Origin of the sequence: Streptomyces sp. NBC_01257 (assembly GCF_035917255.1) — a bacterium.
In the GTDB taxonomy this organism is placed as follows: Bacteria; Actinomycetota; Actinomycetes; order Streptomycetales; family Streptomycetaceae; genus Streptomyces.
On record NZ_CP108472.1, the window covers coordinates 983,733 to 998,247 of the forward strand.

Genomic DNA, 14,515 nt, shown 5'->3' on the forward strand with positions numbered 1-14,515 from the left:
CGGGCCCTGCGCGGACGGCGCCGGCGCGTCCTCCGGTGCGTACGGAGCGGGCGCGTGGTGGCCGGAAGCCGGGTTGTCCGGCGGCCACCGCGCCTGTGAGACTTCGGACATGGGACACCGGAGCCAGGCGGACCGTGACGCGATGACCGTCGAGATCGGCTTCGCCGTGGTGACCGGAGCCCTGCTGGCCGGAGCCGCGTTCCTCGCGGTCTGCGCCCCGGCGCTCCTGCTCACCTCACGCGACTCGGTGCCCTCCGCGCTGTTCATGGCCGCGACCGCCGTGGCCGCGCTGGTCTTCGTCGGCCGCGTCGTCGACGTGCTGTGGCGGTTCGGTCACCGCGACACCGGGCCCGAGATCGGCAGGCACGGCCCCGTACTGCCGGATCAGCCCAGCCAGCCGGGGCGGACGAGACCCGACTCATAGGCCAGGACGACCAGTTGGGCACGGTCGCGGGCGCCTAGCTTCACCATCGTCCGGCTGACGTGGGTCTTGGCGGTGAGCGGGCTGACGACGAGGCGGCGGGCGATCTCCTCGTTGGAGAGACCGATGCCGACGAGCGCCATCACCTCCCGCTCCCGTTCGGTCAGTTCGCTCAGCCCGTCGGCGGCGGCCGGCTCCTTGGACCGGGCCGCGAACTCGGCGATCAGGCGGCGCGTGACGCCCGGGGAGAGCAGTGCGTCACCCCCGACCACCGCCCGGACGGCCCGCAGCAGTTCCTCCGGTTCGGTGTCCTTGACCAGAAAGCCGGAGGCCCCGGAGCGGATCGCCTCGAAGACGTACTCGTCGAGTTCGAAGGTGGTGAGCATGATCACCTTCACCTCGTCGAGCGCGGTGTCCCCGGTGATGGCGCGGGTGGCGGCGAGGCCGTCGAGGTGCGGCATCCGGATGTCCATCAGCACGGCGTCCGGCCGCAGTTCACGCACCAGCCGGACGGCCTCCTCGCCGTCGGCCGCCTCACCCGCCACCTCGATGTCCGGCTGGGCGTCGAGCAGGGCGCGGAATCCCGCCCGGACCAGCAGCTGGTCATCGGCGAGCAGTACGCGAATCACGGTGTCTCCTTCTGGTGCGCCGCGCCGGAACCGGCGGCCGGCAGCGGGAGTTCGGCCCGTACCCGGAAGCCGCCGTCGGGCCTTGTCCCGGCCTCGATCGTGCCACCCAGGGCCGCCGCCCGCTCGCGCATCCCGGCCAGCCCGTTGCCGCTGCCCCCGGCGTCCGTGCCGGTCGCGGGTCCCGCGTCGTCGATCCGGAGCCGGATGCGGCCGCCCCCGTAACCGACCCTGACCTCGGCGGTACGCGAACCGGAGTGCCGCACCACGTTGGTCAGCGCCTCCTGCACGATCCGGAACGCGGCCAGGTCGGCGCCGGGCGGCACCGTGCCGCGTGCTCCGTCGGTCTCGACCGTGACGGCCAGCCCCGTGCTCGCGGCCTGTTCGACCAGCTCGGGCAGCCGGTCGAGTCCGGGGGCCGGTGCCCTGGGCGCGTCCCCGGGCGTACGGAGCGTGTCCAGGACCTGCCGGACCTCGCCCAGCGCTTCCTTGCTGGCGGCCTTGATGGTGGTCAGCGCCGTACGGGCCTGCTCGGGGTCGCTGTCGAGCAGGGCGAGTCCGACGCCTGCCTGGACGTTGATGACGGAGATGCTGTGCGCGAGGACGTCATGGAGTTCGCGCGCCATCCGCAGCCGCTCCTCGTCGGCGCGCCGCTTCTCCGCGAGTCGCCGCTCGGCACGCTGCGCGGCCCACTGTTCCCGGCGTACGCGGACGAACTCGGCGGCCGCGACGATGGCCACCACCCAGGCGGCGACCGCCAGTTCCTGCCCCCAGGGCGGGGCGTCGTCGCCCTCGGGCGGCAGCCAGCGGTAGAGCCAGTGCGCGACCAGGAGGTGGCCGACCCACACCATGGCCACCGCCGACCACGCGGCACGCCGGTGTCCGGCGACGACGGCGCTGAAACAGCCCACGGCCACGGCCAGGAACACCGGGCCGTACGGATAGCCCGCCCCGAGGTAGACCATGGCCGCTGCAGAGGCCCCGAAGACGGCCACCACGGGGTGGCGGTGACGGAGGAGCAGCACGGCGACGGCGGCGAGGAGGAGCAGCCGGGCGAAGAGGTCGAGCGGGGCCTTCTCGTCGGCCTGGCCATGGGCCGCGAAGGTCGAACCGACCATGACGAAGATGCCGAGCAGGATCGTCGATGCCCAGGGCAGCCGGCGGGCGGACCCACCCGACGCGCCCGTCAGCCAGCGCGGCGGTTCGCCCTGGCTCCAGAAGCCCCGCGGGCCCGGAGCGCCGGCCGTCCCGCCGCGCGCCCAGGGCGGCCGGCGCGCCGGGCCGCCCTGTTCCCCGGAGGGACCGTCGCCTGTCTGTGAGCGCTGCTCTTCCATGCCGGCCACGCTAGACCGCACACCCGCGCCCCGGCGTCCGCCGGGCGTGGTGATCACCCGTACTCCCTGGGGAGTACGGCGAACGGGGCCGGCGAAGGCCCCGGTGCGGAGGAGGCGGCGGCCGGGTGCTGCCGCCGCGCGGTCCTACCGGTGGCCGTCCAGCAGACCGACCGTACGGGCCAGCTCGGCCGCGGCCTGGCGGAAGAAGACCTCGCGGTCCTCCACCACGCGGTTGAACTGGCCGAAGATCTCGAACGACACCAGTCCGAAGAGCTGCGACCACGCGGCGACCAGGCGCGCGGCCGCCGCCGGCGGCAGACCGGGCGCGAGATCGGCGGCGAGCCGTTCGGCCTCGGGGCGCAGTTCCCCGGCGAGCGGTGGCAGGGCGATCCCCTGCGCCTCATGGGCCTCCACCACGATGGCGATGAGGGTGAGCCCGACCCGGGACGCGGGGCCGACGGTGGCCTGCGGCGCGGTGTAGCCGGGCACGGGCGAACCGTAGATCAGGGCGTACTCGTGGGGGTGCGCCAGGGCCCAGTCGCGTACGGCGCAGGCGACCGCGACCCAGCGGTTCAGATGGACGGCGGGCGGGGCGGGCGGGGCGGTACGGGCGGAGGCGGTGGGCGGGGCGGTACGGGCGGAGGCGGTGGGCGGGCGGGGGGCCGCGGCGCGTCCGTCGCCTTCGGCGGCCGCGGTCCGGTGGGCGTGCTCGGCGGCTTCGCCGACGGAGTCGTACGCATCGACGATCAGGGCGGTGAGCAGCTCGTCGCGGCTGGGGAAGTAGCGGTAGAGCGCCGACGAGACCATGCCGAGCTCGCGCGCCACGGCACGGAGGGAGAGCTTGGCCGCACCCTCGGCCGCGAGCTGCTTTCTCGCCTCGTCCTTGATGGCGGCGGTGACCTCGATACGGGCCCGTTCCCTGGCTCCCCGGATAGCGCTCATGTCTGCCAGTCTGCCACGAATTGGAGCACTGACCAATAACGAGAGCAGTGCTCTTGCTTTTGAGCACCCATTCCGTGCACACTGATCTCAAGCGAGAGCACCGCTCTCCCAAATGTGTGGGGGTCCCCATGTCGCAGCCGTACTACCTTCAGGGAAGCCCGTTCGCCATCCGGATGAACAGCATGATCGGGTGGCTGGCGCGGCACGGAGTCAGCCTGCTCGGATCGCAGGAGCTGTCGGTGCGGGGCCGCAAGAGCGGGCAGATGCAGCGCGTCCCCGTGAACCTCCACACCTACGAGGGTGTGCAGTACCTCGTCTCCGCACGCGGCCACTCGCAGTGGGTGCGCAACATGCGGGCGGCCGGCGGCGGCGAGCTGCGGGTGGGCCGCAGGACCCGCGCGTTCACGGCCACGGAGATCGCGGACGACGAGCAGAAGATGATCGTCGTCCGCGCCTACCTGGAGCGCTGGGGCTGGGAGGTCAACCAGTACTTCAAGGGCATCACGGCGAAGTCCACGGATGCCGAACTGCTGGCGGCCTGCCCCGACCACCCCGTCTTCCGGATCACGGTGGAGAACTGACCCCCTGCCGGACGGGACCCCACGACGCCGCGAGCCGGCCGGACACCTCACGGCCGGCGGCGGCGTGACAGCGGACCCCACGGACCCGGCAGGACTCGCGGATCTCGCGGACCCTGCGGGCCCCGCAGGCCCCGCAGGCCCCGCAGGCCCCGCAGGAGCAGACCCCACGGCCGGTCAGCAGAATCCGAGCCGGTCAACCGGATCCGAGCCGAGCAGCCCTCAGCGGTCCATCGCCGACAGCGCCCGCTGCGCCAGCGGGTGCGAGCGGACCAGCTCGGCCAGCGAGGTCGTCCCACGGGTGATGCCCGCGAACGCGTTCCACGCGGGGCGGAAGCCCGTCAGTACCGCGTGCAGCAGACCCGGGCGCCGCTCGAAGAGCTTCAGCATGCGTCGTCCCACGCTCATCTCGACGCCGAGTCCGGCCTTGATGGCGAAGGCGTAGTTGAGCGCCTGGCGGCGGGCGTCGACCGCGTCGTGCGACTCCGCGACCCGCACCGCCCACTCACCGGCGAGCCGTCCCGAACGCAGCGCGAACGAGATGCCCTCGCGGGTCCACGGCTCCAGCAGACCTGCCGCGTCCCCGCACACGAGCACCCGGCCGCGCGAGAGCGGCGAGTCGTCGCTGCGGCAGCGCGTCAGATGGCCGGAGGAGATCTTCGGCTCGAACCCGGCCAGGCCGAGCCGCGCGATGAAGTCCTCCAGATACCGCTTGGTGCCGCCGCCGTCGCCGCGCGCCGAGATCACACCGACCGTCAGCGTGTCCCCCTTGGGGAACACCCAGCCGTAACTCCCGGGCATCGGGCCCCAGTCGATCAGCACCCGGCCCGCCCAGTCCTCCGCGACCGTCTCGGGCACGGGGATCTCGGCCTCCAGGCCGAGGTCCACCTGGTCGAGCTTCACCCCGACATGTGCTCCTATCCGCCCGGCACTGCCGTCCGCGCCCACGACCGCACGGGCCAGGACCGTCTCGCCGCCGGACAGCACGACCGCGACCGTGCGCCGGTCGGGCACCGCGGCACCGTGCTGCTCGACCCGGGAGACCGTCGCCCCGGTGCGCAGTTCGGCGCCGGCCTTCTGCGCCTCCTCCACCAGGCCCGCGTCGAACTCGGGGCGGTTGATGAGGCCGAAGAGCATGCGCCTGGAGCGGCGGGTGCGTGCCAGCCTGCCGTTCAGCGAGAACGTGACCGCGTGGATCCGGTCCCTCAGCGGCAGTTCGAAACCGGGCGGCAGCGAATCGCGTGAATATCCGATGATGCCGCCGCCGCACGTCTTGTAACGGGGCAGCTCCGCTTTCTCCAGGAGCAGTACCCGACGGCCGGCGACCGCCGCCGCGTATGCCGCGGAGGCTCCCGCCGGTCCGGCGCCGACTACGACGACGTCCCACACGGACGACTCTTCGTGCTCATGTCCGGCGTCTGCGTTCTCGCTGCTCACGATGTGCTTCTGCTCCCGATCCGACCAGTGGCCCAAGCTGCTTCCGGCATCCTACGGCGCGCCGCGGCCGACCCCTGCTGTGGGAGGATCGGCCGAGCCTCCGTCGTACCTGCAACGCCGCACTCCTGGCGTGCATGTACCCGGATTCATACACATAACGTCGCACCTACGAGGAGCGTGCCCATGACCGCCCATCCGATTTCCGAGACCGTCGCCTCGCTGATGCCCCGCGCCAAGGCGGAGCTGACCGAGCTGGTGGCTTTCCAGTCGGTGGCGGATCCCGCGGTGTTCCCGAAGAGCGAGTGCGAGGCGGCCGCGGGCTGGGTCGCCGACGCGCTGCGCGCCGAGGGCTTCCAGGACGTCGCCCTGCTCGACACCCCGGACGGCACCCAGTCCGTCTACGGCTTCCTGCCCGGTCCGGCCGGCTCCCCCACCGTGCTGCTCTACGCGCACTACGACGTGCAGCCGCCGCTCGACGAGTCCGCGTGGCTCTCCCCGCCGTTCGAGCTGACGGAGCGCGGCGGCCGCTGGTTCGGCCGCGGCGCGGCCGACTGCAAGGGCGGCTTCGTCATGCACCTCCTCGCGCTGCGCGCCCTCAAGGCGAACGGCGGGGTCCCGGTCTCGGTGAAGGTGATCGTGGAAGGCTCGGAGGAGCAGGGCACCGGCGGTCTGGAGCAGTACGCGCAGGCCCACCCCGAGTTGCTCGCCGCGGACACCGTCGTGATCGGCGACACCGGCAACTTCCGGGTCGGTCTGCCGACCGTCACCTCGACCCTGCGCGGGATGACGATGCTGCGGGTGCAGCTCGACACCCTCGAAGGGAATCTGCACTCCGGACAGTTCGGCGGCGCCGCGCCCGACGCGCTGGCCGCGATGATCCAGCTGCTCGCGTCGCTGCGCGCCGAGGACGGCACGACGACCGTCGACGGCCTGACCACGGACACGGAGTGGGACGGTCTGCAGTACCCGGAGGAGGAGTTCCGCAAGGACGCCAAGGTCCTGGACGGGGTGGAGCTGATCAGCACGGGTACGGTCGCGGACCGGATCTGGGCGCGCCCCGCCGTCACCGTGATCGGCATCGACTGCCCGCCGGTCGTCGGCGCGACGCCCTCGGTGCAGGCGAGCGCACGGGCACAGGTCAGCCTGCGGGTGCCGCCGGGCGAGAACGCCGATGAGGCGACGAAGCTGCTGACCGCACACCTGCGGGCGCACGCACCGTGGGGCGCGCGGGTCTCGGTCGAACAGGTCGGCCAGGGGCAGCCGTTCCGCGCCGACATCACCAGCCCGGCGTACACCGCGATGGCGGACGCCATGCGGATCGCGTACCCCGGCCAGGAGATGCAGTCCTCCGGCATGGGCGGCTCGATCCCGCTCTGCAACGCGCTCTCCGAGCTGTACCCGGAGGCGGAGATCCTGCTGATCGGGCTGAGCGAGCCGGAGGCGCAGATCCACGCGGTGAACGAGAGCGTGTCCCCCGAGGAGCTGGAGCGGCTGTCGGTCACCGAGGCGCTGTTCCTGCAGAACTACGCGGCCTCGAAGAACGTCTGAGCGAGCCTCCGGGCACGACTGCGCTCCGGGCGGAACCGCCCGGAGCGCACGTCGCAGGCGAGCCGTGGCCTCGTTCCGGCGGCCGTCCGCCGCCGAGAGCGGCCACGGTCCGCCTGCGCCACGGCACCCCGCTCACCCCGGCGCCGCCACGCCCGTGCGTGCCCCATCAGCCGACCGGGACCCCGGCCTCCAGGTTGAGGACGGCCGACCGCTCACGGGCACGGAGCGCCCAGCGCAGCCGTTCGTACCGGGTGGGCGGCAGCAGGTCTGCCGCCTCCTCCTCGGTGACGAACCGCCAGCCGCGCAGCTCGGAACCGGGCAGCAGGAGCCGTTCGGCGTCGGCGCCCGGCAGCGTCCCGCCGTCGAAGAGCAGCCGCAGCCCGCCGAAAAAGGGCGGCCGGGGCGCCTCCCAGTCGACGACGAGGAGTCTGGGCACCCGTTCGAGATGGATCCCTATCTCCTCGGCGACTTCCCTGATCCCGGCCTGCGCCGGGGCCTCGCCCGCCTCCACCACACCGCCGGGGAACTCCCAGCCGGGCTTGTACGTGGGGTCGACGAGCAGGACCCGGTCGTGTTCGTCGAAGAGCAGCACCCCGGCCGCGACGGTCTCCGCCGTGGGGTCGGGTGTCTGGACGATCTCGCACGCCGGGGCCGCACCGGTGCGCACGGCCTCGGCGATGAGCTCGGCCGTCTCGCGGGGGGTGAGTGCGCTGTTGTCTATGGTGTGGGCGTCCCCGGTGATCCAGTCGAGCGCCGAGCGGTAGGGCTCGATGCTCTCGTGCGCCCACTGCCCGGTGCCGTCGGGCTGCTCCGGATCGTCGGGGAAATCTGCCCGGTGCGCGATCCGTTGCCGCAGGATCGTTTCCTCAGGTGAGAGCAGTACATGACGCACCGCGATGCGTCTGGAGGCGAGCCCTCCGAATATCTCGTCGCGATACTCCTGTCGCAGCAGCGTCATCGGCACCACCAGCACCCCACCGACCTCGGCGAGCAGAGCCGCCGCGGTGTCCACCACGAGACGCCGCCAGATCGGCAGGTCCTGGAAGTCGGTCACCTCGGCGAACTTCTTCTGGGGCAACAGGGTTCCCAGCCCCGTACCGGTCAGTTCCGGGTCGTAGAAGGTGCTGTTCGGGATCAGATCGATCAGTTCGCGCGCGGCGCTCGTCTTGCCCGCGCCGAACGCACCGTTGATCCAGACGATCACGGTTCCCCCTCTTCCGTAGCCCCCTGTGGCTTGCCCGCAACACCCTGCCGCGAAAACACGACTGTGGCGATGACGTTGCGGGAACGCAACCGCGCCTGCCGGCCGGCAGACGTCTTCAGGTACGGGGAACGGGGCCCGGTCCGGCACAATCCGGCCGTAACGGCGACGGCGGGGCGTCGTTGGAGCGGACAGCAGAACGAACGACAGGGGGTGGGCCGTGCGCCGCACCGTGCTTGAGCAGTTTCCCGCAGGGGACCCGCGGGGCAGCTGGCCCGCGGAGGAGTTCGCGGCGGCCCGCCGCGGCGAGGGTGTCGCGGCGGAAGTCGTGATGGACCTGGAACAGGACGCGTTCCTGGTGATCGTGCCGCAGCAGTCCTCGGACCGGGGGCGCTGAGGAGGTCCGGAGCATGCGGGTGGCCGGAGCGTGCGGGTGGCGTGAACAGGCCGGTCACCGGGACGCGAACGCGTGACCGGCCCGGCCCTGGGAGCGCGGCAGGCGGTCGGCCCGATCAGTCCGTCCTATCAGTCAGCCAGCCCGTCCGCCCTATTAGTCAGTCAGCCAGCCCGTCCTACCAGTCAGTCCGTCCGACCGACCGACGCCCTCCGGATCCGACCGGCCGTCCCCCGGCGCCTCGTTCCGTCGCGCGGCCACGGCGTCGAAGAGAGTCCAGCCGTCCACGGCCAGGACCTGTGGAGCATCGGTGCACCAGCCGCGGAGCAGCGCTTCGTCGAGCAGGGCACGGACGGTGCCCGGCTCATGGAGGTTGAGGAAGCCGCCCCCCATACCCACCGCACCGGAGGGCACGTAGGCGTCGGGCACCAGCCGGCCCGGACCCGCCCTGAAGGTGACCTCCAGCCTGCCCCGCTCCTCGGCCGGGTAGACGGCAACGACCTCCCGGCAGTCCAGGGTCCTGCCGTCTTCCCTGCGGTGCCGGTGGCTCCCTTCCAGTGGAAGGCGGTGCCGTCGGCAACGAGACGTCGGGCCTTCTTCTCTCTGCGCGCCGTCCGGGGATGCCAGTGCCTCCCGGCACCGGCGCTCAGGGCGTGTCGCCCCGCCAGTCCCACTTGTACGGGTCATCGGCCCGTGGCCCGTACTCCGCCCTGCCGCCGGCACCGTAGGAGCCGATCTCGGTGATCAGCGCGGAGCCGTCCGCGAGGGCCACCTCTGTCCAGCCGGTCACGTCCAGCAGCAGCCCGTCGAGCGGACCGCCCACCAGCTCCCGGTAGACACGCCCCGGCCGGGGACCCGGGTCGGGGTCGTCGTGATCGGCGCCGTACACCCTGCGCCGCATGATCTCGTCCATACCCGCAGGATCGCACCCACCACTGACAACCGCTTCGGCCGGTGAGCCCGTGCGACTCGATCGGAGGTACCTCCCGGGCTCCGGAGCGCCTTGATCCTTCCGTTCCGTGCCTGTTCAATCGGCGGATGGCCGGAAGTGATGCCGATCCGAACCCCTGGACCGCACTGTCCGCGAGCCTTCGTCCCTCCGAGGACACCGCCGTGGCGTGGCTGCGCGGTCTGGGGAACAACCCGGCCGCGCCGCCGGAGGTGCTGGTCGGTCTCTTCGACGCGGGCCCGCGGCCCTGTGTGTACTTCCTGTACCGCGACGACCTGCCGGACGGCGTGCTCGACGCGGCGGTCGTGCACCCGGCCAAGAGTGTCCGGGTCACGGCAGCGGAAGCGGGGAGGCTATCGCCGGCCCAGTGGAGCCGGCTCCTCGCCGCGACCGACGACCCGGCGCTGCGCGCCGTTCTGGCGGAGCTGGCGGCGGACCAGGCGTCGTACCGGGCATCCGGGGCGCGCATCGGGGTGGCGAATCCGCCGTCCCCCGGGTCCCGGCCCCCGTCGACCCCGGCCGAGATCGCCACGATGGCGGCCGCCGTGCCCGATATCACCGCCGACTCCCCTACGTACGCGGTGTGGTGGATCGCCGCGCTCCACTCCGACACCGACGCGATGCGCCGGCTGGCCGCCTCGCCGAACCTGCTGATCCGCCGGAGTGTGGCCCGCGCCCCACGCCTTCCGCCGGACGTCGTGGAACTCCTCGCGCACGACACGGACCGCGTCGTACGCCTCCTCAGCGAGTCCTGCGAGGACGCCCCGGCGGACCTGCTCCTGGAGGTGTGGAGCTGGTGGTCCGGCAGCTTCTCCTTTCCGGGGCGCCCGCGCAATCACCCCAACTTCCCCCGCCACGGCCTGCTCCGCTTCGCGGAGGACCCGGCCCCCCGGATGCGCCTCCTGGCACTCGACGACCCCGCTTCGTCCGCCCTTCTGGTCGAACGGTTCAGCCACGACCCCGACGCCCTCGTGCGGACGAGGGCCGCCCTCGACCCGCGCCTGTCCGCGGCATCCGCTGTCAGGCTGACCGGCGACGCCGATCACCATGTCCACAGCTCGGCCCGGCGGAATCCGGCACTGCCGGCGGACGCCCTGGTCTCCTCGCTCCTCGATGACCACTGTGCCGAGGCGGCCGCCCGGAACCCCGCCATCCCGACGGCCGTCATGCACCGCATGATCTCCCTGGCGACCCCGCGCCAACGACCGTGACGTGCCGGCCGCCGGTCGGACCGCAACGGGTCAGACGGCCGCGGTTTCCCACGGCCACGCCGCGTCCCGGCCCGCTTCGAGCAGCGGGATCATGCGGAACGCCTGGTCGGTGAGGCCGCCGAAGGTGTGCCGCGCGCCCTGGCCGGACGGGGTGTGCCCGGCTTCGTACCCGGCGAGGTTCCAGGTGTACATCGGGGTCGCCGCCGGAATCGCCTCGGTGACCTCCTGGGCGTCGTGGCCTGCCTGTTCGTCGGTGACGATGACGACCCGGTCGTGGCCGCGGAACGTCTCGCGGAGCGCCGGGGCCGTATCGGTGCCCCCGCCGAGGAACCAGCCCCCGTCCTTCCACTTCCGGACGTCACCGAGCAGGGAGCCACCCCGGGTGACGCGGAACGCCTTCGTCCTCGCACCGGGCGGCTGGTCCCAGTACTGGCGGGCCGAGGAGAACGACACCACGTCCGCCTTCGCGCACCGCCGCCCCAGCGCGATGCCGAAGAGGGCCGCGGCGTCCCACCGCATGAGGGAGCCGTCGCGGGAGAACGACGCGTCCATCGACGACGACGTGTCGACGAGGATCAGCGTCCGCCCGCCCAGCTGCGGAATGCTGGAGAGCGAGCAGGTGAGCGCCTGGTCGAGTGCGTGTCCCCAGCGCAGGGACGGCGCGGCGTTGAACGCGGAGTAGAACCGCATGGGCAACTGCCGTGACCGGGCGACCTGCTCGGGGTCGGAGAGCCGCTTCGCCACCTGCTCGGCCACCTCGTCGCCGACGCCCGTCTCGTCGAAGTTCCGGAGGTTGCGCAGCAGCGCCATGTACCCCATGGAGGGTATGACCGCCTCCCACGCCTTCGCGTCCATGGGGCCCTGGAGCCAGCCGGCCAGCGCCTCCCATGTCATGCCTGCGTCGCGGAACAGGTCCGTCACCCGGGGGGCCTCAAGGGCACCGCGGCGGTCCTCGGCCGGCATCCTCATCAGCGCGTCGCGGGCGCGCAGCGTGGGGAGGACGGTCGGTATCTCCTCGTCCCGGTTCTTGCGCCGGTCGATGGCGTGCTTGAACAGCGCTCCCTGCCAGGGCTTGTCGTCGGCGGGGCTGGGGTGGACGAGGTTGAGGACGTCGCCGAAGCGGTAGCCCTTGGAGCCGGTGTCGTACGCGAGCAGGCTCCGCTCGTTGTAGAGACGCTGTACGGCGTCGGCGACGCCGCGCTTCAGGGGCTTCGGAAGCCTGCGGCCGTACGTGGACGTCCAGTAGCCGAGCAGTTCGCCGGGCTCGTCGGCGCGCTGGAGCACCGAGTCGACGGTCTGACGGGAATGGCCCGGCGCCTCCTTCAGCAGCCGCTCGGCCGTGAACTCGGCGGCACCGACCAGGGCGGCGGTGCGCATGTTGCCCTCGCCGCGCAGCCACTTGAGGAGTCCGGCGACCCACTCGGGGTCGCTGACCGCGAGCTTGCGGACGAGCTGGGCGTAGCGGTCGTCGCGGGCCTCGCCCTTCTCGTAGAAGGTGTTCTGCGTGACGAAGTTGCTCACCGCCAGCAGGAAGAGCTCGGACTTGGCGTCCCGGAGGTACCCGGTGCCGCCCTCCGCGGTGCGCGTGTGCGTCCCGGTGCTGCGTACGGGCGAGGCGGCGGCCGGACGGGAACCGCGCTTGTTGAAACGGGACATGAATGGCCCCCTCCTGTGGAGGGGAAGCTCAGCGTGGGGTGCCCGAGATCAAGGTCGGTGACGGAACGAAGTGCTCTGGGCCGCTGAGCTACCTCCGGTCCGTGGACCGGCGGCCGGGATTCGAACCCGGGTCCCTCTCTTGACAGGAGAAGTATCCGTCGCCTGCGCACCGGGCACCCCGGCGCTGTGCCTCCCGAGATAAGGACGGGCCCGCCGGGCTTGTGAGAGAAGTAGGCGGTCCCTGCGCACCGGGAGGTGCATGTGCTGATCGCCCCACCATAATCATCAAGCCTTCGTGCGCACAGGGATTTTTGACCCGCCCGGCCTGGCGCGCCCGGACCGCCGGGTCTCCGGAACCGCCCCGCCCGGCCCGTCCGTCGCTCAGCCCTTGCTGGAGCCCAAGGTCAGCCCCGCGATGAAGTGCCGCTGCAACAGCAGGAAGACCACCAGGGTAGGGAGGGCGACGATCACCGATCCGGCGGCCAGCAGGTTGTAGTCGGTGAAGAACTGGCCGCGCAGGTTGTTCAGCGCCGAGGTGACCGGGAGTTTGTCGCCGTCGGAGATGAAGACCAGGGCCCAGAGGAAGTCGTTGTACATCCAGGTGAACTGGAGCGTACCCAGGGCCGCGAGCGCGGGGCGGCACAGGGGCAGGGTGATGCGCCAGAACTGGGTCCAGACGCCCGCGCCGTCCACGACGGCCGCCTCCAGGATCTCCTGCGGGAGGGTCCGCATGAAGTTGGCCAGGACGAAGACGCAGAAGCCGAGCTGGAATCCGATCTGCACCAGGATGACGGCCCAGTAGGAGTCGAACATCGTCATCGAGTCGGACATCCAGTAGGGCAGCGGGATGCGGTTGAAGACGACGTACAGCGGGGTGACGATCACCTGTTGCGGAAGCAGGTTGCCCGCGGTGAAGAGCATGAGCAGGACGAGCCCGCCGCGCATCTTGAGCCGGGCGAGCGCGAACGCCACGAACGAGGCGAGGAAGAGGGTGATGAGTACCCCGGGCACCGCGATGATCATGGTGTTGACGAAGTACTTCGTCATGCCGGAGTCGGAGAACGCCTGCCGGTAGTAGTCCAGCGAGAGGTGGCGCGGCAGCGAGAAGTAGCCGTACTCCGACGTCTCGTCGTACGGCCTCAGCGAGGCGTACACGGCAAGCAGCAGCGGGGCGAGGAAGGCCAGCGACACGGCCATCAGGAAGGCGTGCACCCCGAGGCGGCCGGGCCGGATCCGGCGCCGGGGCGTGGCCGGGGCTCCGGGCGCCGGGCGGACGGCTGCGGTCTGCGTGGTCATCGGTTCTTCTCCCCTCGGAGTTCCTGGACCAGGTACGTGACGACGAATCCCAGGGAGACGGCCAGCAGGACGACGGCGATGGCGGAGCCGAACCCGATCCGGCTGGCCTCGCCGATGATGTTGTCGGTGACGAGCACCGAGAGCAGTTCGAGTCCGTTGCGGCCGTGGTTGACCGCGTACACGATGTCGAACGCGCGCAGCGACTCGATGACGGTGATGACGCCGACGATGATGTTGACCGGGCGCAGCGTGGGGAAGACGATGCGGAAGAAGGTCTGGGCCTCGCTCGCCCCGTCGATCGCGGCGGCCTCCTTGAGGGAGGAGTCGACGGCCTTGAGGCCGGCGAGGTAGAGGATCATCACGTAGCCGGTGTGGCGCCAGGCGGCGGCCAGCAGGACCATCCAGATGTTGAGGTCGGGGTCGCCCAGCCAGTCGGTGGGGTTCCTGGTGTCGCCGACGATCGCGTTGAGGGCTCCCTGGTCGCGGGAGAAGATCAGCTGCGCGATGAAGCCGACCACCGCGAGGGAGAGCACGACGGGCATGTACAGGGTCGACTGGTAGAAGCGGCTGAAGCGCACGCCCCTGTCGATGAGTACGGCGAGGAGCAGCCCGAACGGCGTGGCGACCAGGCCGAGGAAGGCGAGCCAGAGCAGGTTGTGGCGGGCGGCCGGCCAGAACTGCGGGTAGTTCGTGAACAGGTTGGTGTAGTTGCGCGTCCCGACCCACTCGATGTCGCCGATGCCGTCCCAGCTGGTGAACGAGAGGACGACGGAGGCGAGGGTCGGCCCCCAGACGATGGCGATGTCGAGCAGGACGGGTATGCCGAGCAGCGCCCCGAGCACGACGAGGTCGCGGCGGGTGAACCGCCGCGTGCCCCGTCGTCCGGTGCGCCGCCCCGAGGTGAACGGCACGGTCGGTACTC

The 14,515-nt window shown here is 71.7% G+C and carries 15 protein-coding genes and 1 tRNA gene; 5 read left to right on the plus strand and 11 right to left on the minus strand.

Features of this window, described 5'->3' with window-relative positions; genetic code table 11:
• Positions 1 to 109 precede the first annotated feature (109 nt).
• Entirely contained in the window at positions 110 to 424 is a 315-nt protein-coding gene (locus tag OG408_RS04360; protein WP_326668314.1) for a DUF6332 family protein, read from the plus strand.
• Here OG408_RS04360 and OG408_RS04365 read toward each other — a convergent pair.
• The 3 genes from OG408_RS04365 to OG408_RS04375 all read right to left on the minus strand — a co-directional run bounded on the left by OG408_RS04365 (position 385) and on the right by OG408_RS04375 (position 3,323).
• Positions 385 to 1,050: a response regulator gene (locus tag OG408_RS04365; RefSeq protein ID WP_266775605.1), complete on the minus strand. Its 666-nt coding sequence runs from the start codon at positions 1,048 to 1,050 to the stop codon at positions 385 to 387. The two genes, OG408_RS04360 and OG408_RS04365, sit on opposite strands and share 40 nt — an antisense overlap.
• Positions 1,047 to 2,381, minus strand: coding sequence for a sensor histidine kinase (locus tag OG408_RS04370; RefSeq protein WP_266775607.1), 1,335 nt, complete (start codon positions 2,379 to 2,381; stop codon positions 1,047 to 1,049). Before OG408_RS04370 ends, OG408_RS04365 begins: the two co-directional genes overlap by 4 nt.
• A 144-nt stretch (positions 2,382 to 2,525) precedes the next feature.
• Positions 2,526 to 3,323, minus strand: coding sequence for a TetR/AcrR family transcriptional regulator (locus OG408_RS04375; protein ID WP_326668318.1), 798 nt, complete (start codon positions 3,321 to 3,323; stop codon positions 2,526 to 2,528).
• A gap of 128 nt (positions 3,324 to 3,451) precedes the next feature.
• Here OG408_RS04375 and OG408_RS04380 point away from each other — a divergent pair, with 128 nt between their 5' ends.
• The gene (locus OG408_RS04380) at positions 3,452 to 3,904 is read left to right on the plus strand and encodes a nitroreductase family deazaflavin-dependent oxidoreductase (RefSeq protein ID WP_326668319.1); all 453 of its coding nucleotides are present in this window, start codon (positions 3,452 to 3,454) and stop codon (positions 3,902 to 3,904) included.
• Positions 3,905 to 4,123: 219 nt separating this feature from the next.
• Here the strand turns inward: OG408_RS04380 and OG408_RS04385 are convergent, their stop codons facing one another.
• Positions 4,124 to 5,338, minus strand: coding sequence for a geranylgeranyl reductase family protein (locus OG408_RS04385; protein ID WP_148015434.1), 1,215 nt, complete (start codon positions 5,336 to 5,338; stop codon positions 4,124 to 4,126).
• A gap of 183 nt (positions 5,339 to 5,521) precedes the next feature.
• Between OG408_RS04385 and OG408_RS04390 the strand changes: the two genes are divergently transcribed.
• Positions 5,522 to 6,886 carry a dipeptidase gene (locus tag OG408_RS04390; protein WP_266775616.1) on the plus strand — a complete coding sequence of 455 codons (1,365 nt, stop codon included), beginning with the start codon at positions 5,522 to 5,524 and terminating at the stop codon, positions 6,884 to 6,886.
• A gap of 166 nt (positions 6,887 to 7,052) precedes the next feature.
• On the opposite strand, the gene OG408_RS04395 is transcribed toward OG408_RS04390, so the two are convergent.
• A complete protein-coding gene (locus OG408_RS04395; RefSeq protein ID WP_326668322.1) occupies positions 7,053 to 8,090 on the minus strand; it encodes an NUDIX hydrolase in 1,038 nt (345 codons plus the stop codon).
• A 217-nt stretch (positions 8,091 to 8,307) separates the two neighbouring features.
• Between OG408_RS04395 and OG408_RS04400 the strand changes: the two genes are divergently transcribed.
• Positions 8,308 to 8,484 (plus strand): hypothetical protein, encoded by a 177-nt coding sequence (locus OG408_RS04400; RefSeq protein WP_266775620.1) that lies wholly within the window; start codon positions 8,308 to 8,310, stop codon positions 8,482 to 8,484.
• Between the two features lie 153 nt (positions 8,485 to 8,637).
• Here the strand turns inward: OG408_RS04400 and OG408_RS04405 are convergent, their stop codons facing one another.
• Together OG408_RS04405 and OG408_RS04410 are read right to left on the minus strand one after the other, a co-directional pair.
• Complete coding sequence (locus OG408_RS04405) at positions 8,638 to 8,910, minus strand: hypothetical protein (RefSeq protein ID WP_326668325.1); 273 nt, start codon at positions 8,908 to 8,910, stop codon at positions 8,638 to 8,640.
• A 217-nt stretch (positions 8,911 to 9,127) separates the two neighbouring features.
• A complete protein-coding gene (locus OG408_RS04410; protein WP_266775624.1) occupies positions 9,128 to 9,394 on the minus strand; it encodes a hypothetical protein in 267 nt (88 codons plus the stop codon).
• Between the two features lie 125 nt (positions 9,395 to 9,519).
• Between OG408_RS04410 and OG408_RS04415 the strand changes: the two genes are divergently transcribed.
• Positions 9,520 to 10,641 carry a hypothetical protein gene (locus OG408_RS04415; protein ID WP_326668328.1) on the plus strand — a complete coding sequence of 374 codons (1,122 nt, stop codon included), beginning with the start codon at positions 9,520 to 9,522 and terminating at the stop codon, positions 10,639 to 10,641.
• A 30-nt stretch (positions 10,642 to 10,671) separates the two neighbouring features.
• Here OG408_RS04415 and OG408_RS04420 read toward each other — a convergent pair whose 3' ends face one another.
• The 4 genes from OG408_RS04420 to OG408_RS04435 all read right to left on the minus strand — a co-directional run bounded on the left by OG408_RS04420 (position 10,672) and on the right by OG408_RS04435 (position 14,504).
• Entirely contained in the window at positions 10,672 to 12,297 is a 1,626-nt protein-coding gene (locus OG408_RS04420; RefSeq protein WP_266775628.1) for a TROVE domain-containing protein, read from the minus strand.
• Positions 12,298 to 12,399: 102 nt separating this feature from the next.
• Positions 12,400 to 12,470: transfer RNA gene (locus OG408_RS04425), tRNA-Ser, on the minus strand.
• A 208-nt stretch (positions 12,471 to 12,678) separates the two neighbouring features.
• Entirely contained in the window at positions 12,679 to 13,593 is a 915-nt protein-coding gene (locus OG408_RS04430; RefSeq protein WP_266775630.1) for a carbohydrate ABC transporter permease, read from the minus strand.
• On the minus strand, positions 13,590 to 14,504 hold the full coding sequence (locus tag OG408_RS04435; RefSeq protein WP_266775632.1) for a carbohydrate ABC transporter permease: 915 nt from the start codon (positions 14,502 to 14,504) through the stop codon (positions 13,590 to 13,592). The genes OG408_RS04430 and OG408_RS04435 overlap by 4 nt, the downstream gene beginning before the upstream one ends.
• Between the last annotated feature and the right edge of the window lie 11 nt (positions 14,505 to 14,515).